This is a genomic window from Microbulbifer maximicatervae (SeqCode) (genome assembly GCF_052467065.1).
Genome location: NZ_CP174299.1, coordinates 1577357 through 1601009 on the forward strand (window position 1 = coordinate 1577357; position 23653 = coordinate 1601009).

Annotated in this window: 20 protein-coding genes; 7 read left to right on the forward strand and 13 right to left on the reverse strand. The window is 50.7% G+C overall.

The annotated features are described in order from the left end of the window. Nucleotides 1–139: 139 nt before the first annotated feature. Both ACJJI1_RS06980 and ACJJI1_RS06985 read right to left on the reverse strand, forming a co-directional pair. A complete protein-coding gene (locus tag ACJJI1_RS06980) occupies nt 140–1120 on the reverse strand; it encodes a YHYH protein (protein WP_444958935.1) in 981 nt (326 codons plus the stop codon). A 56-nt stretch (nt 1121–1176) separates the two neighbouring features. Then, nucleotides 1177–2208, reverse strand: coding sequence for a LysR family transcriptional regulator (locus tag ACJJI1_RS06985; RefSeq protein ID WP_444958936.1), 1032 nt, complete (start codon nt 2206–2208; stop codon nt 1177–1179). A 1-nt stretch (nt 2209) separates the two neighbouring features. Here ACJJI1_RS06985 and ACJJI1_RS06990 point away from each other — a divergent pair, with 1 nt between their 5' ends. The 4 genes from ACJJI1_RS06990 to ACJJI1_RS07005 all read left to right on the forward strand — a co-directional run bounded on the left by ACJJI1_RS06990 (nt 2210) and on the right by ACJJI1_RS07005 (nt 6113). After that, nucleotides 2210–3124 (forward strand): CmcJ/NvfI family oxidoreductase, encoded by a 915-nt coding sequence (locus ACJJI1_RS06990; RefSeq protein ID WP_444958937.1) that lies wholly within the window; start codon nt 2210–2212, stop codon nt 3122–3124. Nucleotides 3125–3189: 65 nt separating this feature from the next. Continuing rightward, entirely contained in the window at nt 3190–4521 is a 1332-nt protein-coding gene (locus tag ACJJI1_RS06995) for an aldehyde dehydrogenase family protein (protein WP_444958938.1), read from the forward strand. 34 nt (nt 4522–4555) lie between these two features. Further along, nucleotides 4556–5353, forward strand: coding sequence for a prolyl hydroxylase family protein (locus tag ACJJI1_RS07000; RefSeq protein WP_444958939.1), 798 nt, complete (start codon nt 4556–4558; stop codon nt 5351–5353). Between the two features lie 106 nt (nt 5354–5459). Beyond that, complete coding sequence (locus ACJJI1_RS07005) at nt 5460–6113, forward strand: DUF6058 family natural product biosynthesis protein (RefSeq protein WP_444958940.1); 654 nt, start codon at nt 5460–5462, stop codon at nt 6111–6113. Here ACJJI1_RS07005 and ACJJI1_RS07010 read toward each other — a convergent pair whose 3' ends face one another. Together ACJJI1_RS07010 and ACJJI1_RS07015 are read right to left on the reverse strand one after the other, a co-directional pair. After that, nucleotides 6114–6761, reverse strand: a complete 648-nt coding sequence (locus ACJJI1_RS07010; RefSeq protein WP_444958941.1) for an SOS response-associated peptidase family protein — start codon at nt 6759–6761, stop codon at nt 6114–6116. A 14-nt stretch (nt 6762–6775) separates the two neighbouring features. Then, complete coding sequence (locus tag ACJJI1_RS07015; protein ID WP_413663771.1) at nt 6776–7024, reverse strand: hypothetical protein; 249 nt, start codon at nt 7022–7024, stop codon at nt 6776–6778. 303 nt (nt 7025–7327) lie between these two features. Between ACJJI1_RS07015 and ACJJI1_RS07020 the strand changes: the two genes are divergently transcribed. Then, a complete protein-coding gene (locus tag ACJJI1_RS07020) occupies nt 7328–8290 on the forward strand; it encodes a right-handed parallel beta-helix repeat-containing protein (protein WP_444958942.1) in 963 nt (320 codons plus the stop codon). 84 nt (nt 8291–8374) lie between these two features. On the opposite strand, the gene map is transcribed toward ACJJI1_RS07020, so the two are convergent. After that, nucleotides 8375–9118: a type I methionyl aminopeptidase gene (gene map / locus ACJJI1_RS07025; RefSeq protein WP_413665901.1), complete on the reverse strand. Its 744-nt coding sequence runs from the start codon at nt 9116–9118 to the stop codon at nt 8375–8377. Between the two features lie 34 nt (nt 9119–9152). Continuing rightward, nucleotides 9153–9359: a ParD-like family protein gene (locus ACJJI1_RS07030; protein ID WP_413663773.1), complete on the reverse strand. Its 207-nt coding sequence runs from the start codon at nt 9357–9359 to the stop codon at nt 9153–9155. 151 nt (nt 9360–9510) lie between these two features. Between ACJJI1_RS07030 and ACJJI1_RS07035 the strand changes: the two genes are divergently transcribed. After that, nucleotides 9511–11214, forward strand: a complete 1704-nt coding sequence (locus ACJJI1_RS07035) for a phytoene desaturase family protein (RefSeq protein ID WP_444940421.1) — start codon at nt 9511–9513, stop codon at nt 11212–11214. Nucleotides 11215–11257: 43 nt separating this feature from the next. Here ACJJI1_RS07035 and ACJJI1_RS07040 read toward each other — a convergent pair whose 3' ends face one another. The 6 genes from ACJJI1_RS07040 to ACJJI1_RS07065 form a co-directional block, all read right to left on the reverse strand. Then, nucleotides 11258–11833 (reverse strand): OmpA family protein, encoded by a 576-nt coding sequence (locus ACJJI1_RS07040; RefSeq protein ID WP_444958943.1) that lies wholly within the window; start codon nt 11831–11833, stop codon nt 11258–11260. Between the two features lie 86 nt (nt 11834–11919). Then, nucleotides 11920–12567 carry an HAD family hydrolase gene (locus ACJJI1_RS07045; RefSeq protein WP_282930693.1) on the reverse strand — a complete coding sequence of 216 codons (648 nt, stop codon included), beginning with the start codon at nt 12565–12567 and terminating at the stop codon, nt 11920–11922. Between the two features lie 14 nt (nt 12568–12581). Continuing rightward, on the reverse strand, nt 12582–12947 hold the full coding sequence (locus ACJJI1_RS07050; protein WP_282930692.1) for a hypothetical protein: 366 nt from the start codon (nt 12945–12947) through the stop codon (nt 12582–12584). A 44-nt stretch (nt 12948–12991) separates the two neighbouring features. Further along, a complete protein-coding gene (locus ACJJI1_RS07055) occupies nt 12992–13738 on the reverse strand; it encodes a 16S rRNA (uracil(1498)-N(3))-methyltransferase (RefSeq protein WP_444958944.1) in 747 nt (248 codons plus the stop codon). Between the two features lie 131 nt (nt 13739–13869). Next, on the reverse strand, nt 13870–17001 hold the full coding sequence (locus tag ACJJI1_RS07060) for an efflux RND transporter permease subunit (protein ID WP_444958945.1): 3132 nt from the start codon (nt 16999–17001) through the stop codon (nt 13870–13872). Beyond that, complete coding sequence (locus ACJJI1_RS07065; RefSeq protein ID WP_444918566.1) at nt 17001–18251, reverse strand: efflux RND transporter periplasmic adaptor subunit; 1251 nt, start codon at nt 18249–18251, stop codon at nt 17001–17003. The genes ACJJI1_RS07060 and ACJJI1_RS07065 overlap by 1 nt, the downstream gene beginning before the upstream one ends. Before the next feature lie 294 nt (nt 18252–18545). Between ACJJI1_RS07065 and ACJJI1_RS07070 the strand changes: the two genes are divergently transcribed. Beyond that, complete coding sequence (locus tag ACJJI1_RS07070) at nt 18546–20900, forward strand: Tex family protein (RefSeq protein WP_444959365.1); 2355 nt, start codon at nt 18546–18548, stop codon at nt 20898–20900. A gap of 64 nt (nt 20901–20964) precedes the next feature. On the opposite strand, the gene ACJJI1_RS07075 is transcribed toward ACJJI1_RS07070, so the two are convergent. Further along, entirely contained in the window at nt 20965–23646 is a 2682-nt protein-coding gene (locus tag ACJJI1_RS07075; RefSeq protein ID WP_444958946.1) for a TonB-dependent receptor domain-containing protein, read from the reverse strand. Nucleotides 23647–23653: the final 7 nt, after the last annotated feature.

The window sequence follows — 23653 nt, forward strand, 5'->3', positions numbered from 1 at the left end:
CCATTAAGGAAACCTGACGGTCAGATCAAGTCCTGGGCTTATAAGACAGTTATTCGACGCCATTTATTGATATCAATACCAAAGAGAGCGCTGAGGCTCTCTTCATCTTTCACTATTTAAAGCAACAATTGGGCCTGAGTTAACGCCTGGGTGGTCCGGGAGGTCCCCGGTGGGAGAAATCGCACTGGCTTTGATTGCCGGTCAGGGCACAACCTCTCTCCCCTTTTAGGCAATGCAAGATATCGTTTTCTGCAGCGAGGTTGGCGTGGTAGTGGTAGCCCAGGTCTGCAAACTCATGGCCACGACATTCGTCCAGGTCATCGGGCTCGCGGCCATCGGCATTCTCCCGCGCATAGATCAGGTAGCCATCTATGGCGACACCGACAATCGCTGCATGGCTTGCGGCAGACGGGTAGGCTTGGCTGCAACCCAGGGCAGCATGGTAGTGATAGCCCACATGGGGGTTTACATGACCACCACAGGCATCCACTGGCGCTAAGGTGTGTGCACCTAAAATTGCGCCGATAGGCGCGGCGATATCAAATTTAACCCCATTAAAAGCGACTCCATAACCGGAAAAACCATCGGGATTCTGCTTTGACTTGGCCTTCTCAGGCTGTACGGGGATCAGGTAGCGGGTATGAAAATCCGGGCCCATATAGCTGGCCAGGCACTCCACGCAGTAATTGTTGTATTGCGGTGCCACATCAGGCCGCGCGGCCATCTCGCAGGCCTGCTTCGAATCGGTAACCTTTATCGCCCCGGTTTTGGGATCATATAGGCTCCATTTTGGATCAGAGAAAAAGGTCGCGGCATTTTTAACGAAAGGTCCATCAATCGGCACTATCTGCTGCTTGATAAACATCATGCCGCCAGACGTAATTGGGTCGACAACATTGTGTGGGCACCAGGGCCCCATTTTATGTTTGGGTTCAGCCTTTACCACAATCATCCAGCATTGGGTCTTGCGCCCCTCAGAGAGGGTGCAATCCACTTTTTTAATTTCCTCAACCAGTGCGTCTTTGGCAAATAAGTGGGGGATACCCATTTGCTCGGTAAAATCGGTATGAGCGTAAACAGAAGCGCTTAAAAATATCAGCAGAAAAAATGCTGCACGCATGACGATCACCACTTGAATCCTTGGAATGCTCAAGTTTAGCAGCGCTGCCTCCCTCACTAATTAGTGGGAAATTGTTGTGCTAACAGGGTGCGAATCCACTTGTGCAAAGGGTCCTGACTGCTGCGGGTATGCCAGGCGGCAATCACATCAAACCCCGGGGGCTGTTCGACAATAGGCAGTGTTTTTAGTCGGGGATCAGGCAACAGTCGCGAGGGCAAAAAGGCAACGGTATTGGTAGAGGCAATGCACTCGGCTGCGGCAGCAAAAGAGGGGACAGACAGCACCACATTGCGCTCCAAACCAAACTGCTCAAACCAACTATCCGCCATGCCCCGCAGATCTCCCCTGGAAGGTGATACCACCAGCTGTGGCAAAGCCGCCAACTCTTCCATTTCCAAAGGCTGATTGGCGCTGTGCAGCATATCGGTGTGCTGACAACATACACAGACGTAGTGCTCTCGATACAACAACATGCTGGGGCTGTTATCCGGCACAAATCCCGGCGTGCTAAACACGAGATCCACTTCACCGGTTTGCAGTTGCTGGGCCATGCGATCAATCTCCAACTTAAGCACCACGACTTTTATATCTGGAGCCTGCTGACGCAGCTGCTTGAGGAGAACCGGCAGTACCACCCGCTGCTCAAAGTCCGTTGCACTGATGGTAAAGATGCCCCGATGCTGTGCCGGATCAAATTCATCCGTACGCAGCAGCGCCGCGACATTATTCAGGATCTCATCCAATTTGGGAGCCAGGCGCTCGGCCAGGGGGGTGGGAATAACACCGTTGCTGGTGCGAATAAAAAGCCGGTCATCAAAGATTTCCCGCAGGCGTTTCAATTGTTCACTGACTGTTTGCTGGCTCACACCCAGCTGGTCAGCCACCCGGGATAAGTTCAGTTCCCGCAAGATAGCGTTCATTAAGCGAAGTTGACGTAACTCCAGCCTCTCCAGTGGGTTCGCCCGATGATTTCTGCTCAAACCTGTATCACTCACAACTGTTACTTGGTTTTCATTGTATCCACGTAACCCTAGCATTGTGAGTAGATTGGCCCGTATGGCATCCACTTCGGTGGGGGGAGAGTTCACTATGCAAACCGCAGCCCGATCCTCCTTTCAGGATCAATTAGTTACAGCAATTATTCACTACGCTGATCCCAGTAGCGATCTGGTGTACGACAAGCGTTCAGAGGGCCCAGGGCCCGCCAATCTGGTCGAGAATGTTATTTCCCAGCAGGTTCACATCTACGATGGTCGCGCCCTGAAAACCGCCGGGGAGCGTTTTCGTATCGATACCCAGGGATTTGAGCTGGTACGCCCTATGCTCGGCATTAACCTGCGCCAGCTGGATGATGCGCTACACGCGCTGGACCAACCCTCAGGGAGTGGCCCCAGCCCTGAGGAGCGCGACCAGTTGATTCGCACCCAATGGTATCCAGCTATTGAATCCTGGATAGGCGCTCACCTGGGTGCAGCAAAGGTACTGACCTTTGACCACACATTGCGAGCCCAGCCATCGACTGATGCGACACCGGAGCTGAGCCGCAGTCGCCGATCCCCGGTGAAACTGGTGCACAACGATTACACGCCCTGGTCCGCAGAGCGCCAGCTAAAGGAAACCCTGGAGGCCCGGGGGTACAAGCCATCAGATTATCCGCGCTACCAGTTTATTAATCTCTGGCTGCCCCTATTGCGCCCGGTGCAGGAGTCACCGTTGGCAATGGTGGACCTGCGCACTGTCGCCGCCAGTGATTTCCACAATATGCGATTAATTTACCCGGAGCGAAAAGGGCAGATTTCGGTGTTGAGTTTCAACCCGGTTCACCGCTGGATTTGGTTTAGCGATATGCAGCCCGGCGAAGGCATTTTACTGCGGGTCTTCGATAGCCAGCACCGAGGCGATGTAACCGGTGTTCCCCACTGCGCTTTCGACCTGCCGGGAAGTGCAAGGGCACCCCGCAGAACCAGCTTGGAAATTCGCACTATTGTCCTGTTTGACCAATAACACCAACGCTTTTAAAAAAACACCCGGCCACTCAATAAAGTGGCCGGATTGAGTGAGACCTCATTATGGAAAATATACTTCGATCGATTGATCCACTAACCGGAGAGGCCATCGGATCGCTACCTGTCAGCAAGCCCCAAGATATTCAGGACATGGTGGAGAAAGCCCACAAAGCGCAGCTAGTGTGGTCGAGTAAATCTCTTCAGGAGCGAGTACAACTACTTCAGCAGGCTTACACAAAACTGAATGCGGAAGAGGGAGAGCTGGCACAACTTATCAGCCGTGAAATGGGCAAAGATGCCCGGCGAGCACAGTATGAAGCCGGCGGCGTAGTTCAAGGCGGTGCCTGGTTAGCGGGGGATGCCGGAGAGTCCCTGCGGACAAAACGCAGTGGCGGTAGCGAAATTCAATATCGGCCACTGGGCGTTGTTGCGGTTATCTCCCCCTGGAACTATCCACTGGCCATGGCCAATAACCTGATTGTTCCCGCGCTGGTCGCCGGCAACGCTGTGATTTTAAAACCTTCAGAAGAGTCGCCATTGGTCGCTGACTTATTGGTGAAAACACTCAATCAAACCCTGCCTCAGGACATTTTACAAATTGCTCACGGCGATGGCGCCACCGGTGAAGCCCTGGTGAAATCCCCCATCAATATGGTCGCCTTTACCGGATCGCGAACAACGGGCCAAAAAATTATGGCCAATGCCGCTCCGGCATTGAAACGCCTGGTTATGGAATTGGGTGGCAATGACCCGATGATCGTGTTGCAGAGCGCCAATATTCCCCAGGCTGCACAATTTGCCGTTGGCTCCAGTTTTGAGAATTCTGGCCAGATGTGCACCTCCACAGAGCGTATTTATGTGGACGAAAAAATTGCCGATAAATTCGAAAATGCCGTGGTGGCATTGGCGAAGCAATATCGTGTCGGCGGGTGGCAGGAGCCACAGGTGGATATCGGCCCCTTGGTTAATCACCGCCAACATCAAAAGGTAGTGGAGCATATCCACGATGCCCTGAATAAAGGCGCAAAGCTTCTTCTAGGGGAGCGCGATCCACAGGTGCCGTTTATTCCGCCCACAGTTATCAGCGGTATTCGACCGGGCATGCTGGTGGAAGATGATGAGACTTTTGGGCCTATCGTAGCCATCGACCGCTTTAGCTCAGTAGACGATGTGGTCGAGCGGGCCAATAACTCTGTTTACGGTCTCGGTGCGGTTGTGTTTGGTGAAAGCAAACAGGCCGAGCAAGTCGCCAGCCAGCTGCAAGCGGGAATGATTGGCATCAACCAGGGCGCCGGCGGGTCACCTTGGGTGGGCGCCAAGCAAAGTGGCTTTGGCTTCCACGGTGGAGCTGAAGGGCACCGGCAGTTTGCACAAATTACCGTTTTAAACCGCTAAGTCTTTTAAAAGTTTTTCTATAGAAGTACAGCAGATGTCCACGACTGAAAGTATTGATACTGTCACCCACTTGAATGACTTCTTTGTTATCGCCCGTGAACCCGGAGCAGAGCACCCGGCTCTACCCACCTGGGCTACTCGCAGTAAAAACCCGGCGGCCCTGGCCGAGCAAGCGCCACTGCCGGTTTCACGACGAGATATCGCCGAGGTACCCGGAGCCTTCCAATTGCTCAATGTCTTTTCAAAAGACGAGTGCCAACGGCTCATTGATATCACTGAAGCGGTGGGTTATTTACCGGATGCAGCCGTCTCCCTGCCCCGGGAGGTCCGCCACAACGACAACCTGACCTGGGTGGTTGACGAGGTTACAGAGCGACAGATCTGGCAGCGATGCCGAGACCTGGCGCAGGACTTAAATGGTTACTTTGGTGGAAGAGAGGCTGTCGGCATCAATCAGCGTTTCCGCTTTTATCGCTATGGTGAGGGAGATTTCTTCCAGTACCACACCGATGGCGCCTGGCCCGGTAGCCGGATTGACAACAACCAGTTGATCACCAATGGCTACCCCGATCGCTATAGTGAAATGACGTTTTTAGTACTGCTGAGTGAAGATTTTGAAGGTGGTGCAACCCGATTCAGGGTGAATGCAGATGACCCGCTAAAACAACCCAGTCGGGACTCTTTATTAGACATCGATGTCCGCACACCTGCCGGAGCCGTACTGTGCTTCCCCCATGGGATGCACCCCTTACACAGAATTCACAGCTCTACTCCAATCACCCGAGGAATCAAATATATTATTAGAACGGATATTCTCTTCCTGCAGGAATAAATTCTCCAAGACTTATCAAGAGTGAAAAGATGCTTCGGCTCACATCGAAGTATTAAGTGCTCCAGGCGCTAGAATTCCATTCGATTTCTACCTTGGAGCACATTCAGTGGAATTGCTTAATTATTTGGATAAACACTTCCTAACCAAAGAACAGCTTATTCAGGCTACTCAAATCAGCGAACTACAATTGCAGCGCTACCAGGATGAGGGTGTTATGCCAAAGCCCTCCTATAAGCTCAATATTCAATGGGACTGTGAATCCTTTTTTGGAGCCCACTCCGAAAAACAGGCAGTTGAGTACTTTGCAAAAGGCTATACCAGCTGGATCGATGTCATAGAGGCTAAGCAAGACTTTAACTCTATTTATCAGTGCTTTGGTGATCGATACATGGATAAAATAGCTCAATTGCGAAATTTAGGATACGAATCCAGCAACCCAAAATTTTCATCCGAAATTTCTCAATATATCGAAGAGGAATGGCAACACTTTATTGAGGGGACTTATGGATTATGTACTCGCAGTGGTCTGCCAGAAGATATAGCAGCAAAGGAGCTGGCTAGCACAGAAATCAATGCACTTCTTGCTCAAGATAATTTAAACCAAAAACAAATACATCGGCTTAATCGCTTTGTAGATCTTCTAGATGAAACCGGCGCATATTTTGCACCTCACGAAAGAAGTATAAGTTCAAGGCAGAAGCTAATTGATACGCCGCGCAGGAAATATAATTTAGATTGCTCTGTATCAAAAAGTAAATAATTATCCAATTACGGGGATAGGATCATCGATATACTCAGTCGAAGTTGCCCGCAGCAAAGGGTGGGCTGTCAGTATTTTCCCCGAGTACTCAATGGATGGTTTTAAGAAAGGGCTAAAATCTTCTGTCGCCGCCGCACAATTTAACCAGGATGCTACAAAATCTGGGCGATTGGGCGCAATCATGGGAAGTGACTTTTCATGGTAGCGCTTAGTGGCTGGGTGGGAGTCCAAAGTAATGATTGAGCAACTGAGTAAATTTCCCCAGATTTTATACAAACCACAAAAGAAAAAAGGTTCACCATAACTGAATTCTACCGGGTACTTGCCACCTTGGCTTTCCACCCAGGCGGTAGCGGGTATTAAGCAACGGGACTTGCGATATTCCGGTCTGGAGTCCAGTTTCTTCCAATTACTGTTGATGGACCAGTATTTTTTATGGGGCCGCCAAGTATCACCATGCCTTTCAAGATAGAGATGCCAAATGGCATTTTCTATTTCAGCAGAACCCTTCCGAGTAGTTACAATAGACACCTGCTGGGTGGGCCTCCGGCGTCTACCGTAAATCATATGTCCGGCGCCCCGAATGCCATAGGTATCGAGAAAACGCTCCATACCCGCATGATCACTGACATCAAAGACACTACACACCCAGAGCCTCCCACTTATCCCGCTGAACTGGTTTTTTCAGTATATTCGGACAGCCACCTTAAATTACTCTCGATCCCTCTCATCTGGCACAAGGTTAACTCCAATTCCTTGCGCAAATCCACTCCCACAGCAACAGAAAACCGACGTACGTACTTTTCATAGTTCAAAATACTAATCGCGTACATAGGGCGATTGTCATAACTGGACCTATAGCGGCAGATACGAATCGGTTCACTATCAAAAACTATAACTCTGGGGCGCATAATTAAACACCTACGACACTGTACAAAAATACAGTATATCTTCATTTGACGTGAACCTGTCAAGGAAACAGAAGACTGACGTCACTGTCACCATTACACGAACGCAATACTTTCCTTAGGAATTCGACATAAATAATTGGCGCGCCAGCCACCAAACAAAAAAATAAATAAATCTAAAATTATGATATAAAACAGAAAATAGATTCCAATTATATATTACAAAATTGAAATTAATTCCTATAAATTCGCAATTGGAACATAAAGAATGTCATAGGAATACTCTCCACTTAAAAGGTACACATAATGAAAATACGTAACATTTACGCAACAGTTTTATTTTCAGGATTATTGAGTCCATTTTCTGTTTGGGCTATTGACTGTGGAGATATTATTACAACACCAACCACTCTGGATAGGGATTTGCTCTGTGTGATAACGGAACAAAATGAAGTCGCTTTAACCATAGAGGGTCCTAGTGGAAGCCTGAATATGGACGGCTTTCAGCTTACCTGTGATGATGAAGAGGCAACGGGGCAGGCCGGAATACTGTTAACTGGTATTGGAGCCCAGGTATATGGTGGGATCATTGCGGCCTGTCGAGACGGGGTCAATGCGGAAGGGGAAGGCTCACACAGTATTTATTCTATGGAAATCATTGATACGATATTCGATGCCATCTACATAGAATCCAATAACTGTATTGCCAGGGATAATATTATCACCAACAGCGATCGCGGCGATGGCATAGAATTAAATGGTAACACTAATACCGTAACTCGAAATACCATAACGGGTATTGATAACTCGGGCATTGAATTAAGAGGATCCTTTAACAATATTAGTTTTAATGAGATAAGTGGAAGTGGCAATCAGGGAATCGAAGTAAATGGGCAATTTACCAATGTCTTCTCTAATATAGTGACCAACGGATTAAATGATGGTATTGCCGTAGGGGAAGGAGATGAATCTGACAATGCTGATTTTTCTACCATCTCACTAAATAACGTCTCAGGAAATTCTGGTTTAGGTATTCCGATTAGGCTTTCCTCAAATACTCTAGTAACTCAAAATACCGTAGAGAGTAATGGCGAAGGAGGTATCGGTATCTTTGTTGAGGGTAGTGAATTTAACAAGATTGTTCGAAATACCTCTCTCAATAACTCACCTTACGATTTGGAAGATGATACCGATCCGGGCGATTGCAGCGGCACCAATACTTGGGTCTTTAACACGTTTACCGCAGCAGAACCTGCATGCCTGGATTAAAATATCTATTGAAAACAGTGGGTAGCGAAAATGTAAAGTGTCTCGCTACCCATTGCTATCTACCTAACGATCACTAATTGGCCGCTATTTAATCTTAGAAGATCTCTCTTCATCCCTAAGCGTTAACACTTCATAGCCGTCACCGGTTACCAAAATCGTATGCTCCCATTGAGCCGATAGCTTTTTATCCTTAGTTACTACAGTCCAGCCATCTTTCTTAAGTTTAGTTTTACGATTTCCCTGATTGATCATGGGCTCAATGGTAAATGTCATTCCCTCCTGCAAAACTTCACCGGAACCAGGCCGCCCAAAGTGAAGAACCTGCGGGGCCTCGTGCATTTCCCGGCCAATACCATGACCACAATATTCCCGTACGACACTGAATCCGTTGCGCTCGGTATGGCGCTGGATTGCATTGCCGATATCACCAAAAGTAACTCCCGGCTTTACCGTGGCAATACCGGCCCACATAGCTTCATAGCAGGTGGTTACCAGTTTTCTGGCAATAGGGGTCACGGTACCGATGCTATACATTTTGCTGGAATCCGCAATATAGCCAGATTTCTCCAGGGTAATATCCACATTGATGATATCTCCCTCCCGCAGTAGCTGCTTATCGCTCGGCATGCCGTGACAGACTACTTCATTGACTGAGGTGTTCAGGGCGTAGGGATAATCATATTGCCCCTTGCTGGCGGGGCGGGCATTGAGTTCATTGACAATAAATTCTTCTACCCGCTCATTAATTTGCATTGTCGAGACCCCCGGTTCAATAAAGGAGTCCAGCATGGCAAATACACGGCTCAACAATTGACCCGATTGGCGCATTAACTCCTGCTCATCAGGAGTCTTTATTTTTATTTCACTCACGTGTCAGCTCTTCCAGGGTTAATGCCTGATTGCGCAGCAACTTCTTACACAAGTCGCTGTAGCTTAATTCCGGGTTCAGCTCCGCCAGCATCCCAATCTTGATCCAGTACTCCGCCTGGGAATTAATTGAACGGGCCATCACCGTGCTGGCCTTGCGAATCTCATCGTGTAGCTCATCGGAAATCTTGACGATGCCCATAACTATTACCTTGATATGTTTAATATACAAATTGTATACGCTATATATAAAGGCGCACAATAGATATACAGAATATTAATATGCAACTTATTGCATAGCTCGATAGGGGGCGCTATGGTTGAGGAATAAAAACAATAGTGGCGAGGCCATCATGACAGAGACCCCTGAGAAGAAGCGCAGTGCCCCAAAACCAAGCCGGCTGCGTATTGGTCGGCGCTATCGCCCGAGCCGCCTGGAGGGCAATTACGACGCCATTATCATTGGCTCAGGCATTGGCGGCCTGACTTGTGCTGCGATGCTCAGTGCCATGGGCAAGAAAGCCCTTGTCCTTGAGCAACACTACACTGCCGGGGGATACACCCACGCCTATGACCGCAATGGTTATGAGTGGGATGTCGGCGTCCACTATATCGGCGATGTGGGTGAACACCCCACCATGACCCGCAAGATCTTCGACTTTATTTCCAATAACCAGTTGCACTGGGCGCCAATGGACAGCACCTATGACCGCATCTGTATTGGCGATAAACAATACGACCTGAAAGCCGGCCGCCAGCAATTTATCGATGAGTTGGTCAGCCACTTCCCCGATGAGCGCGCGAATATCGAGGAGTACCTGCAACGGCTGAATGTGGTTGCCAAAGCCATGCAGCGACTGGCAATGGAAAAAATGCTGCCCTCCTGGTGTGGACCTTTTATTCGTCTGTGGAGAAAACTGCGCGAACCCGCCTGGCTCAATAAAACCACCCGCGAAGTTCTCAGTGGAATCACCAGCAATGAAAAGCTGATCTCTGTGCTGACAGGGCAGTGGGGTGATAATGGCATGACCCCATCCGAGGGCAGCTTTATTATTCACGCCCTGATCGCCAAACATTATCTCTATGGCGGTTACTATCCTGTCGGTGGCGCCAGCAAAATCTCCGAAACGATTATTCCCCAAATCCAGGCCAGTGGTGGAGATGTATTTACCTATGCCAAGGTGGAAACCATCCTGATGAATGGGGATCAGGTTCGCGGTGTAAGAATGTCCGACGGACATGAAATCGAAGCGCCATTAGTTGTCTCCGGCGCAGGGGTATTTAATACCTTCGAGAAGCTGTTACCGCGCAGCACCAGTGAGCGCATGGGATATATCCGCGACCTGGACACCGTCAACCGCTCCATGTCTCACCTATGTCTGTATATTGGCTTGGAGAAAACTGCGGAAGAATTAAACCTGCCCAAGACCAATTACTGGATCTATTCCAGCGATCAGTACGAAGAGGATATGCAGGCCTTTATCGACGATCAGGATAAGGAAATACCGCTAGTCTATATTTCGTTCCCGTCTGCGAAAGACCCCACCTTTACCCAGCGCTACCCGGGCCGCGCCACTATCGAAATTGTGGCACCGGCCAACTACGATTGGTTTGCCCAGTGGCACGACAAGCCTTGGGGCAAGCGAGGAGATGATTACGAGGACCTGAAGGAGGCATTTAGCCAGCGCCTGCTGGAGCATTTGTATAAGCACATGCCGCAGTTGCGTGGGGAAATCGATTACTACGAGCTTTCAACCCCGTTATCCACGGATTATTTCTGCTTCTATCCACGGGGAGAGATCTACGGACTGGATCACGATCCCAACCGCTTTGAGCAATCCTGGCTGAGACCCAAAAGCCGGGTCAAAGGGCTCTACCTTACAGGGCAGGATGTGATGAGCTGCGGCGTAGCCGGTGCAATGATCTCCGGTATGCTCACAGCGCAGAGTATTATTGGATTGCGTCAAACTGGAAAATTAATGAAGAAAATATTTTCCAACCAAGCCCCAAAGACGCCGGTAAATTCCAGTGAGGAACTGGGTAATGCCTCTAGCTGAGACACTATCCTAAGCTAGCTCTTCACCTGCAAGCTGTTCGGGGTTAGCGCCTCGGCAGTTTGCTGGGAACACGATCAAAATTTAGTACCCGGATCATCAGGCGGCGGTTCTCCCGCTTGCCTTTCTCTGTCTCATTATCCGCAATCGGATCAGTATCGCCGTAGCCCTGGGCTTCCATACGGTCAGCGGAGACGCCTCGCTCTATCAGGAAATGCTTTACCCAATCCGCTCTGCGCTGGGACAGGCTGAGATTCTCTTTCGCATCGCCGCCACTGTCTGTATGCCCCTCAATGGAGATTCGCATCTCTGAAAAATCGCGCATGATCACCAGCAAGGCTTCCAGATCGGCAATGGTTTCTATGCGGGGGGCAAAACCGCCGGGATCGAACTCCAGGCGCAGGCGGAATGTGTCCCCGATGGACCGGTTATTTCCCCGTAAAAACCTCACCAGCTCATCGGCAAAGGGGGCCGCTGCTCGGGCAGTCTTCTCACTGTCACCTGACTGTATTCCATCGACAGGTTCGAGCGTATATTTCTTTGGGGATTCGGACTGGTCACAGCCCACCAGAGTAAAGGCCAATAAGAATAGGCAACTGGCAGACAAGAATTTACCCGCCATAGGTACAGCTTCCGGTTTCTCGACGTCAAATTCAGTGTAGAACAGCGAAAGCGCTGATCAACCGGAAGTCTCGGCCACTGTGGCCATTAAATAAAGTTGAGAACTGCCATCATGTCTGTGACTACCCGGGCACCCTGCTGTTCAAGCTGGGGACCCCTTACTGGATGGGCACTGTAGCCAACCACGCGCATACCTGCAGAGACGGCCGCAGAGACACCGGCAATGGAGTCCTCCACTACCAGACAGCGCTCCGGCGCCACCCCCATGGCATCTGCCGCGTGCAGGAATAGCTCTGGCCAGGGCTTGCCCCGGGATACATCGTCGGCACTGAAAATCCGCCCGTCGAAATAATCGTACAAGCCGGTCTTATTCAGTGTCAGCTGCATTTTCTGGTGAGAGCCCGAGGAGGCCACGCAGCTGCGCAGACCCAGCTGTTGAAGTTGATCGAGCAGGCCTTCGATACCCACAACCGGCTGCAATTCCTGCTGGAACGCCTCGCGGATACGCCGCTCCGTATTGCCAAAATAATTATCCGGTAGTGGTCCGCCAAAGCGCTTCTCGATTTCCACCAAGCAGTCCCTGGCCGGGCGACCGCTGAATTGCTCGTCCAGCTCCTCGGCGGTGGTCTGCAAGCCCAGGCGATTCATTTCTTCTGCCAATATGCGACAGACGATGCTCTCGCTGTCTACCAGCACACCATCACAGTCAAAAATAATTAAATCGGTAGAAGACATGGGAACCTACATCGTTAACGCGCAGAGAGCAGCATCAGGCCGAGGATGACACCGATGACGCCGCTAATACGCAGGAAATTTTCATTGCCACGGGAAATTTTAACCGCTAATTCTTTGCCCCGTTCAAAACCAATTTGCAGCATATAGGCACCACTCAATAGCACCAGTACGCCGAGGGCATTGAACAAAATATACCAGTGGCGAGTGTCTGCAATTAGTAAAAGGATCAGGCCAATAATAATTCGCGCCCAGGCGGAGAGGGCATAGCCAGTTTCGTTAAGCCGTTCGCTGAGGCTTTGTGCCAGCTTCGGCTTGGCAATAATCGCCAGTGATAACACAACGATGACAATGCCCAACAACCAGATAAATGCTTTTATCATGCTCTTCTCTCCCTGAATACTCTCGAGTCCAATCCTTCAGTGACTTACAAATCACCCCATTGAAATTGCAATACCGACAATGCCGCTATCGGCGCTGTCTCAGTGCGCATCACCCTTGGTCCCAAACGCAGAGGCATAAAATCCTGCGCCAGTGCCGCATCGATTTCCACTTGCGATAGCCCGCCTTCTGGACCTACCAGTAGCAGGGCGGATTCCGGTGTACCGCGCTCCGCCTGCCATTGGCGCAGATCCAGCTCGGTGCGGTGATGCAGTACTAACTTGGCTTGGGGGTCAGCTTCAGCAGATTCACTCTGTAAATACTGCGCCAGCTTTATCGGTTCGGCAATCTCCGGCACCCGGTTGCGCTCACACTGCTCACAGGCACTGATAGCAATCTGGCGCCAGTGACCCAGTTTTTTCTGTAAGCGGTCCCCGGACAGCTTCACTTCACAACGTTCGGTAAACAGCGGCTGTATCGCCGCCACTCCCAGCTCAGTGGCTTTCTGAATCACCCAATCGAAGCGATCGCCACGGGAAATACCGATCGCCAGGGTCAGTGCCAACGGTGACTGGCGATCCTCTGCACAGTACTCTCCCGTGCGCGCGCGCGCCCGTTTGCCGATCTCGATCAACTCCGCCGTGTACTCACCGCCATTGCCGTCAAAAAGAACTAAAGGGTGGCCCGCATTCAAGCGAAGTACTTTTACCAGGTGACGGGAAGCCAGCTCATCCAGGTCTACTTCTTGATCGGAAGCCAGAGGCTGCTTGGAAAAAATACGCGGGATGCGCATGGGAGAATCCTATTCAAACACCATAAAAAAGCCGACAGGAATGTCGGCATTTTGCTGGCAGTTAGTTTAGGCATTTATACCCCAAAGGCGCAATGGTGAAGGCGATCCACCATTGTGCCTGGATACCCGCGCTACACAGTCTCCAATGAGACCGGGGTATCGTCTTCGACTGCAACTTTGTGCTTCGGGCGTAACTTCTCAATAACTTTGTACAGGTTGGGGACCAAGATCAAAGTCACTGCCGTTGCAAACAGAACGCCGAATGCCAGGCTGATCACCATCGGGATCAGGAACTGGGCCTGGATTGAACGCTCGAACATAATCGGTACCAGACCGATAAAGGTAGTAATCGAAGTCAGGATAATCGGGCGGAAACGATCCCGGCCCGCGTGTACTACCGCATCCATCACCGCCATACCCTGAGCGCGCAGCTGATTAATACGATCCATCAATACCAGATTGTCGTTCACAACCACGCCCGCCGCTGCGAGGAAGCCGAGCATCGACATAATGCTGATGTTGTGTCCCATCAACAGGTGGCCAACTAAAGCACCGAAGAACCCAAACGGCACAGCAGTAAGGATCAGCAGCGGCTGAGAGTAGGAGCGGAAAGCAATCGCCAGCAGCGCATAAATGCCGAACAGGGACAATACGAAGAAGGCCAGGATAGCACCGTTAAACTCTTCCTCTTCCTGCATTTCCCCAGCGGTTCTCAGGGAGAAACCGGGGAACTGGCGCTCCAGCTCAGGTACCAGGGTCTCGCGCATATCCTTAAGGATATCCTGCGCGCTGGAAGTATTTGGCGTTATTTCGGCAAATACCCGCACGGTGCGCTCGCGATCGTTGCGGCGAATCGTGGTATAGCCCGGCACGTAAACTGCCTCGGCCACCGCTGAGAAGGGTACCTCCCCATCGTTGGTACGAATACGGATGCGGTCCATCTGCTCTTCGCTGGCGCGCTCCTCCATGGGGTAGCGAACCATTACGCGAACATCTTCACGACCACGTGGGATACGTTGAACCTCCTCACCGTAGAAACCCTGACGAACCTGCCTGGCCACATCTGACAGGTTAATACCCATCGTAGTGGCGTAGGGTTTCAGCTGGATCTCAATATCGCGACGGGCACTGGTCAGGTTATCCCGCACATCATAAACACCGACATAACTATCCAGTTTTTCCTTAACCAAATCAGCAGCAGCGCGCAGTTCACCCATATCCCCTGAGGCAGTGCTCAGGTTCAGGCTCATACCATTACTGCTATTGTTGATGCTCGCATCAATATTCATGTCCTCGACGCTAGCCGGCAACTCGCCAATCAATTCGCGCCAGCGCAACGCTAAAGACTCGGAGGTGACATCGCGCATCTCTCCATCGGTAAGCTGCAAGGTTACATAAATATTGCCACGCCAATTGAAAACCAGGGAGTTTTGCAAGAAAGACTCACCCTTGTTCTGCTCCAGCATTCCCTCATCGGTTTCCAACTTATCAGCGGCAGTGAGTACCTGCTCCATTACCCGTTCAGCTTCACTGAAGGGTTCACCTGAGGCCATAGAAATTCGCAATTGCAATAAATCGGAGGGGACCTGGGGTGAGAATGAAGAGCCCACATAACCACTCTGGAAAACAGCGATCGACAAACCCAGTGCCAACATAAAGCTCATCACTGTGGTGCGGCTATTGCTAAGGGACTTTTCCAGCAAAGGTAGGTAGTACTTATCTCCAGCCGTCTTCATCGCACCGGCAAAACTTCTACGTACGTTTTGTAATTTAATTCCCAAAGTCGATTTGGCAGGTTTCTCTGGCTTCATGCCCACCAAGTGAGCCGGCAGGATCAACAGGGATTCCACCAGGGAGAAGACCAGACACAACAGTACCACCACCGGCAGGGCCAGCATCATCTGTGCGGTAATGCCGGGTAGAAACAGCATAGGGATAAAGAACACCATGGTGGAGGTCACGGCGAAAATTACCGGGGAAGCTACCTGCTTCACCCCTTGCTCAGCTGCAGCTAAGCCAGATTCACCTCTATCGTGGGCAGCATGCACTGCCTCCCCCACAATGATGGCATCGTCCACCACAATCCCGAGTATTAACAGGAAGGCGAACAGTGACAGCATATTTAGGCTGACGCCGGTCACCGGCAACAGCCAGAAAGCACCCAGGAAAGCGACAACAATGCCCACGGTTACCCACATGGCCAGTGCCGGGCGCAGGAACAGCATCAGCATGATAAACACCATGGCAAAACCGCTCAGGGCATTGGTAGTCAGCAGATTCATGCGGCCTTCAAATGCCTTGGAGAAGTCGAACCAGACATCCAGTTCCATGCCCGGTGGCAATTGCTCGCGAGTCTCCTCCAAGAACGCTTTGATTCGCTCAGCGGTTTTCACCACATCCAGGGGCTCGCCCTGAATAATGCGAAGGTTCATGGCTGGATTGCCATTAAAGCGGATGACGTTGTTGTATTCCTCAAAGCCATCACGCACTGTCGCTACATCGCGCAGCAACAATACAGAGCCATCGGCACGGCTAACTACGGGGATACGCTCGAAGTCTTCAGCGGTATAGGCCTGGCCACGAGTTTGCACCTGAATATCACCGCGGTCCGAGCGCACCATGCCGGCAGGCAAATCCAGGGAGGAGCGGCGCACTGCGTCGGCAACCTGGTTAAAGCTCAGGTTGTAACGGCGTAAATCCAGCTCGGAAACTTCAATGGATAACTCGTCTGGTCGATCACCCCAAACATCAACTCTGCGTACACCGGAAATCAGGTTGAGCTTATCACGCAAATCCAGGGTGGTTTCCTTGAGCTGACGCTCAGAAACTGGCCCACCAATGGCGATCATCATTAACTCGGCGTTGGCTTCAATCAAGCGAATAACGGGACGCTCAATACCGTCGGGAAAGGTGTTGATACTATCCACCTGAACCTTAATATCGTTGAGCAATCGCAGCTCGTCGTAGCCATCCATCGCCTGGATTTCAATAGAGGCACTACCCCGTCGGGAAGCAGAATTTACCTCCTTAATACCCTTTACTTCAGAGATAGCCTCCTCAACCCGAACGGTTACCTGCTGCTCCACCTCTGCCGGACCGGCGCCGGGGTAAGAGATGTTAACCTCTACAATTCCCAGCTGCAGCGTGGGAAACACCTCCCGGTCGATACTCATAAGGCCAAAAATTCCGCCGATGATTATCATAATCATCAGCAGGTTTGCGGCTTTGCTATTGCGCGCAAACCACGGGATGATTCCGCTCATTACTTGCCTCCCTGGGAAGCATTGCTAACACCACCGGCATCACCAGCAGCGGATACTGTAGAGGGATCTGCTGAATCCTCAGGAAGACTCCCCAGGCCCGCTGGCCGCTCATTGAGGGGGTTAGCGGTAAGTACCATACCCTCACGGGAGTAGCCCAAGCTTGAAACAATCACTCGGTCACCCATAGCAATATCCCCGCGGAGCCAGATTCTGTCACCGATGGTTTGCAACAGCTCAACAGTTTTGTAGATCAGCTGACTTTCGTCATTCAGAACCAACAGGTGATCTCCTTCATGTAGTGCCTGACGGGGCAGCTCCACAACATCATCAAAGGTTCTACCGGCAATATCTGCCTCAACAAACAGGCCATTCATCAGCGGTACATCCCCTTCATAGGGTTTCTGTACCTGGGCAACAGCAAAAATAAAGCGGCTGTTGGGATCGATACTCGCTTCGGTTCGCACCAATTGCGCACGCCACTCGTGTTCACGTCCAGCCACAACAGCTTTCAGACGCACAGCGGGGCCATTCTCAATAGTTTTACCCAGGGGAAGATCGAGCAACGCCAGTTGCTGGTCGGTCAGAGGGAGGCGGACTTCAGCGATACCGGTGCTGTGAATTTTTGCCAGAGGGGTGCCGGGGGTAATGTACTGTCCCAGGTCGACAAAAGTCTCAACTACACGACCTGCAAAGGGGGCTTTGAGTGATGTGCGCTCCAAATCCAGCTTTGCCTGGTCGCGGTCAGCTCTCGCGGCTTCCACTGCAGCCTGGGCAGCTTCGAGATGGGGTTTGCGCAGGAACAGGGCATTGGCCGCTTCAGATCCCAGGTCACGCCACTCGCGCTTAGCTTGCTTGGCATGGCCCTGCTCCTGAGCCAGGGTGGACTTGGCATTTGCCAGTTGCGATTCCGCGCGAGTGACCTGGTAGCGATAGTCTGCTTGCTCAAGCTGTAATAAACGGGCGTCTTTATTGAAGAAGCCACCGGGAACAAATGCCTCATCCACGCTTTCGATCACACCGCCGACTCGCGCGATCACATCGATTTCATGGCGGGCATGAACGGTTCCCTGGCTGGGTACCAATAGTGTCTGGCGACGGGGTTCTATATAGAGAACATCGGCCATTGGCGGTACCACCACCTCTGGCGGTTTTTCCTCCGGCTTCGGTTTCAATACAACCACCGCAGCAATAACAGCCACCCCGACTAACAATACAATGAATAACAGCTTGTTTTTACTCGAGACTTTCACAGGTACCCTCTACCCCGTTCCCTGACCTGAATTGGTCAAATTTTAGTTAGTACGCATTCTACTGGAGTTCGACGCACATAAGAGGCAATTTGGATGCAGACTGCCGCACAAGTTTGTGTCCTGCCGCAAACCTTCCTCGCTGCGCTCGGGTAACGCATAATGCCGACCCCAAATTACTCCTGTAAGGGCCCTCTCGTTTACCCGCCAAATACCACGGAAACTGAAAGGCTACTTACTGGTCCAACATCGCCCTTAACGGTACGAAATTTCCCGGAAAACGGATGTAAACATCAAATGCTGGATATCAACGTTCGCATCGCCGAAGAACTCAATGTCAGACCACAACAGGTTACCGCCGCAGTATCCCTGCTCGATGAAGGAGCCACAGTCCCATTTATTGCGCGCTACCGGAAAGAAGTGACAGGGGCCCTGGACGACACCCAGCTGCGCACCCTGGAAGACCGACTGCGCTATCTGCGCGAACTGGAAGAGCGCCGCGCTGCCATCCTGAAAAGCATCGATGAGCAGGGCAAGCTGACTCCAGAGTTGTCACAACAAATTAACAGTGCCGACACCAAGAATCGCCTCGAAGACCTCTACCTCCCCTACAAACCCAAGCGCCGCACCAAAGGGCAAATCGCCATTGAGGCTGGTCTGGAACCGCTGGCCGATGCACTGATCAACAACCCCTCCCTCGACCCCGCAGCCGAAGCAGAGCAATACCTCAACACCGACAACGAAGACGCCTCCCTTCACGTCAAAGACATCAAAGCCGCTCTGGATGGAGCCAAATTTATCCTGATGGAACGCTTTGCCGAAGACGCCGAGCTGCTGGGCAAGCTGCGTGAATTCCTCAAGCGCGACGGACAGGTGAAATCCAAACTGCTCGAAGGCAAAGAAGAGGAAGGGGCCAAGTTCCGCGACTATTTTGAATACGCCGAAGATTGGTCCAAGGTGCCCTCCCACCGCGCCCTGGCTATTTTCCGCGGCCGCAACGAGGGCGTGCTCGCCATCAGTGTGGGCCTCGCTGAAGAAGAAGGGGCCTCCCCAACCGCCAGCCATCCCTGCGAAGCCATGATTGCCCGCCATGTGGATATCACCGACGAGGGACGACCTGCAGACAAATGGCTCGGCGAAGTGGTGCGCTGGACCTGGCGAATCAAGCTGCTGACCGCACTGGAAACTGATCTGATGGGTGAGCTGCGTGAGAAAGCAGAGGAGGAGGCCATCAAGGTATTCTCCCGCAACTTGAAAGACCTGCTGCTGGCAGCTCCGGCCGGGCAAAAGGCCACTATCGGCCTCGACCCGGGCCTGCGCACCGGGGTCAAAGTCGCCGTGGTCGATGCCACCGGCAAGATACTCGATCACACCGCTATCTTCCCCAACCCGCCACAGAATCGTCACCAGGAGTCTGCAGCGGTTATTGCTGCCCTGTGTAATAAATACAATGTGGGCCTGATCGCCATTGGCAACGGCACCGCCAGCCGCGAAACCGACAAATTCGTCGGGGAAACCATTAAGCAATATAAGCTGACAGCTCAAAAAGTTGTGGTTAACGAAGCCGGTGCTTCCGTTTACTCCGCCTCTGAATATGCTGCGCGGGAATTCCCGGATCTTGACGTGACTATCCGTGGAGCCATCTCCATCGCCCGTCGCCTGCAGGACCCGCTGGCAGAATTGGTGAAAATCGAACCCAAATCCATTGGTGTTGGCCAGTATCAGCACGACGTTTCCCAGACTCAACTGGCCCGCTCATTGGACGCAGTGGTTGAGGACTGTGTAAACGGTGTCGGCGCTGAGCTGAACTCCGCCTCTGCACCGCTGCTGGCTCGGGTTTCCGGCCTGACTGCATCTATTGCCAACAATATCGTCAGCTACCGCGACCAGAACGGCGCTTTCAAAAATCGTAAGCAACTGATGGAAGTTCCGCGTTTAGGGCCCAAGGCATTTGAACAGGCCGCCGGCTTCCTGCGTATTAATAACGGTGAAAATCCGCTGGATAAATCCGGTGTGCACCCCGAGTCCTATATCGTGGTTAAACGCATTGCCGAAAAAAATAGCCGTGAAATTAACAGCCTTATCGGCGACTCCGGCTTCCTGCGCCGACTGAATCCGGCAGACTATACCGACGAAAAATTCGGTGTACCTACCGTTACCGATATTATCGCCGAACTGGAAAAACCTGGCCGTGACCCGCGCCCGGAATTCCGCACGGCCAAATTTGAAGAGGGCGTAGAGGAAATTAAAGATCTACGCCCGGCAATGGTACTCGAGGGGACAGTCACCAACGTTACCAACTTCGGTGCCTTCGTGGATATCGGTGTTCACCAGGATGGCCTGGTACATATCTCTGCACTCTCAGAGAAGTTCGTTAAAGACCCTCACGAAATCGTAAAAGCCGGTGATATTGTCAAAGTTAAAGTGATGGAAGTGGACGTTGCCCGCAAGCGTATCGGCCTTTCCATGCGTTTATCTGACGAGCCCGGTGAGCAGGGCAGTGGCGGTATCAAAAAGGGTGATCAGCGCGAAAACCGCCAAGCCCAGCGCTACAACAAGCAGCAGGGCAACCGCTCCCAGAAAGGGGGCCAAGGTAATGGCCGTGGCAGCATGGGTGATATTTTGATGGCTGCGATGAAGAATAAAAAATAAAACTTTATTATTCTTCATCAATGAAAAGGCCCCGGTGATAACCGGGGCCTTTTACTAGAGCAGTTTAGAACCGGTACACAACATCAGCAAATACTTCTCTTCCGATCGCATTATATTGACCGCGGTAGAAGTATGGCCACGTATCATAAGTCGGATCATTAGGAGGACGCTTATTTGTTAAGTTGCTAACACTTAGCGCTAATCCCAAATTATCAGAAACGCTATAACTCATATTTAAGTTATAAGTAGTCCAACTAGAAATACGTCCAGTTTCAGCATAATTGGGCAGACTGCCAATACGCGAAGCAAACAGGGTGGTACCAAAATCACCATAACGCCAAGTTAAAGCACCGCCAAACTTAGATCTTGGATCATAATTATCAAGTGCATCGAGCAGATCTTTGGGATCATCACCCGCGAATACAGTTTCCTCGTATTTTGTGAGGATCGTATAAGTCATTTCGAGTTCAAACTCACCAAAAGATTCTGTTAGGTAAGTATATTCAAAAGAAGTATCAATACCTTCCTGCAGAAGTTTTGACTGGTTGATTGGTGTGGTATTAATCCTTTCAAGCTCAAGGTCCTGATCAAGAGCATCATTTGTTACACGCTCAATTTTTGTATAAAGCGATTGGCAGTAGTCACTGTCACTATCCACTAGACCAAGGCGACACTCTGCCTCGTCACGCATTAACTCGCGCTCATCCTGATCAAGCACGATGTTATCCAGTTCAATCCGATACCAGTCAATCGCTACCTGAAGGTTATCCACAGGAGAGAAAACAAATCCGAAGTTAAGGTTCTCACCAGTTTCTTCTTGCAGTTCTAGGCTGCCTGAACGACTACCAGCAACTTGCTCTGCATCGCAAGTACCCCAATCTGCAGGATCAATTCCCTCATCGACTGTACACTTATAAAAATCTTCGACCGTCGTGAAATAGCCTGATTCTCCGGCATATAGGTAGTGCATATCGGGAGCTCGGAAACTCTGAGACCAGCCACCACGCACTGCTACCGTATCAGTAATGTCATAGCGGGTCTTAACTTGAGAGGAAACCCTTCCACCTACGTCGGAGTCATCATTGTAGTGATCGTAACGACTTGCTAAAGATACTTCCCAGTTGCTCAAGATTGGCAAAGAAAACTCAACACCTAATGCTGTGCGGGCTCTATCGCCACCACCTTCGGTGCCAGTAAGTCCCCACCAGCCCATACCATCCTGATTAAGGGTTCTATCATCCTGAATCATTTCATAGCTTTGATCGGCAAATTCAAATTGAACTGCGATCGCTGCCGGCATGCCCGAAGTCGGCATCTCAAACAAGTCACCTACGATATTGGCCGTAAACTGCTGACTTTCGGAATTCGCTTCAAGCTTTTTAAGGCCCATGAGTGCTTGCGCATCTTCACGAGACATCAAGTTATAAATGGAATTATCTGAATTACCGGATAGAATCCCATAACCCCATAAATCGGTTGTCCCTAAGAACCACTCATTAATTGCTTCTTCTTTAAAGCGCATTTGAGAGTCTTCGTAGTCGTAGGAACCATAGGTGTAGGCAACTTCCCAACGGAAATCTTTTTCAGCTATTGTCAGGTCGCCATTAAATCCAGCTGTAATATTCCAGGTGCTTTCATCATATTCGGAATCTTGGGATCCCGTTTCTGCCGGAGTGAAAATTTTCTGAAGATAAGTGTAATTAAAATCTTCATCTAAAGTGTCATCCCCCCACCAGAGTCGAAAGTTTTGATTCGTGGCACTGGAATTCCAATACATAGTATTTGCAAAGAACTCAATGCTATCAGTAACTTGATAGCGCCCATCTGCAAACAGGCTCCAACGCTCTCTGTAGTTTCTCAGGCTTTCCTCACCGTCTCCATCGTGTCCACAATAGTAGCCACGCTCAGGGCGGTATGAGTAGGTATAGCCAGTATTGGACGCGTCACAAACTTCTTCTGTTGGATCAATATAGAGAGTCTCGAATCGATCTAAAGCAAGAATGGCACGATCAGCGTACCTAAACTCTTCCGGTCGATCCATGTATGAATCCATGAAATCACGGTCTTTACCGAAAATAGGCTTCTGCTCTTGATACTCAGCGGTAAGAGTTACAGCTCCACGATCAAAGGTAAACCCTGTAACAGCCTGCAGCTTTGTTGAGTCACCACCACCTTCGGTGGTTGTACCTGCTTGCAGGGAAACAACGGTCTCATCAAGATCTTTCTTGGTGATAATGTTCACTACACCTGCGATAGCATCAGAGCCGTAAATCGCAGATGCACCATCTGTCATCACTTCAACATGCTCAACCGCAGCAAGAGGTATAGTTGCAAAGTTGAAGAAGTTACTTTGTCCATTATTTGGCGTCGGGTTGTCAGGTAAACGGCGACCATTTAACAGAACCAAGGTACGCCCTGATCCCATACCACGTAAATTCACTTGTTGCGCATTTGGAGTAAATGAGCTTGCATATTGCTCACCACCAACGCCTCCCGTGGACTGGGAAATTGAGCGCAAAACATCTGACAGGTTGGTAAAGCCACGCTCTTGAATGGCAGCACTATCGATAACGGTTATCGGGCTAGGACCGTCGTAATTAGTTCTGGGAATCAAAGATCCAGTTACAACGACTTCCTCCGTAACTTTCTCTTCTATACTCTCACTAGCGGTATCTTGTGCAAAGACCCCCCCAGAAATAGCTGAAAGTACAGCTACGCTAAGTATTTTCTTTTGCATATTTATCATCATTGTC

What these genes read in the sequence shown, in the direction of transcription:
- ACJJI1_RS06980 (WP_444958935.1), bottom strand. Translation starts at nt 1,120, where the DNA reads ATGCGTGCAGCATTTTTTCTGCTGATATTTTTAAGCGCTTCTGTTTAC.
- ACJJI1_RS06990 (WP_444958937.1), top strand. Translation starts at nt 2,210, where the DNA reads ATGCAAACCGCAGCCCGATCCTCCTTTCAGGATCAATTAGTTACAGCA.
- ACJJI1_RS06995 (WP_444958938.1), top strand. Translation starts at nt 3,190, where the DNA reads ATGGAAAATATACTTCGATCGATTGATCCACTAACCGGAGAGGCCATC.
- ACJJI1_RS07000 (WP_444958939.1), top strand. Translation starts at nt 4,556, where the DNA reads ATGTCCACGACTGAAAGTATTGATACTGTCACCCACTTGAATGACTTC.
- ACJJI1_RS07015 (WP_413663771.1), bottom strand. Translation starts at nt 7,024, where the DNA reads ATGCGCCCCAGAGTTATAGTTTTTGATAGTGAACCGATTCGTATCTGC.
- ACJJI1_RS07020 (WP_444958942.1), top strand. Translation starts at nt 7,328, where the DNA reads ATGAAAATACGTAACATTTACGCAACAGTTTTATTTTCAGGATTATTG.
- map (WP_413665901.1), bottom strand. Translation starts at nt 9,118, where the DNA reads ATGCGCCAATCGGGTCAATTGTTGAGCCGTGTATTTGCCATGCTGGAC.
- ACJJI1_RS07030 (WP_413663773.1), bottom strand. Translation starts at nt 9,359, where the DNA reads ATGGGCATCGTCAAGATTTCCGATGAGCTACACGATGAGATTCGCAAG.
- ACJJI1_RS07035 (WP_444940421.1), top strand. Translation starts at nt 9,511, where the DNA reads ATGACAGAGACCCCTGAGAAGAAGCGCAGTGCCCCAAAACCAAGCCGG.
- ACJJI1_RS07040 (WP_444958943.1), bottom strand. Translation starts at nt 11,833, where the DNA reads ATGGCGGGTAAATTCTTGTCTGCCAGTTGCCTATTCTTATTGGCCTTT.
- ACJJI1_RS07045 (WP_282930693.1), bottom strand. Translation starts at nt 12,567, where the DNA reads ATGTCTTCTACCGATTTAATTATTTTTGACTGTGATGGTGTGCTGGTA.
- ACJJI1_RS07050 (WP_282930692.1), bottom strand. Translation starts at nt 12,947, where the DNA reads ATGATAAAAGCATTTATCTGGTTGTTGGGCATTGTCATCGTTGTGTTA.
- ACJJI1_RS07055 (WP_444958944.1), bottom strand. Translation starts at nt 13,738, where the DNA reads ATGCGCATCCCGCGTATTTTTTCCAAGCAGCCTCTGGCTTCCGATCAA.
- ACJJI1_RS07060 (WP_444958945.1), bottom strand. Translation starts at nt 17,001, where the DNA reads ATGAGCGGAATCATCCCGTGGTTTGCGCGCAATAGCAAAGCCGCAAAC.
- ACJJI1_RS07070 (WP_444959365.1), top strand. Translation starts at nt 18,546, where the DNA reads ATGCTGGATATCAACGTTCGCATCGCCGAAGAACTCAATGTCAGACCA.
- ACJJI1_RS07075 (WP_444958946.1), bottom strand. Translation starts at nt 23,646, where the DNA reads ATGATAAATATGCAAAAGAAAATACTTAGCGTAGCTGTACTTTCAGCT.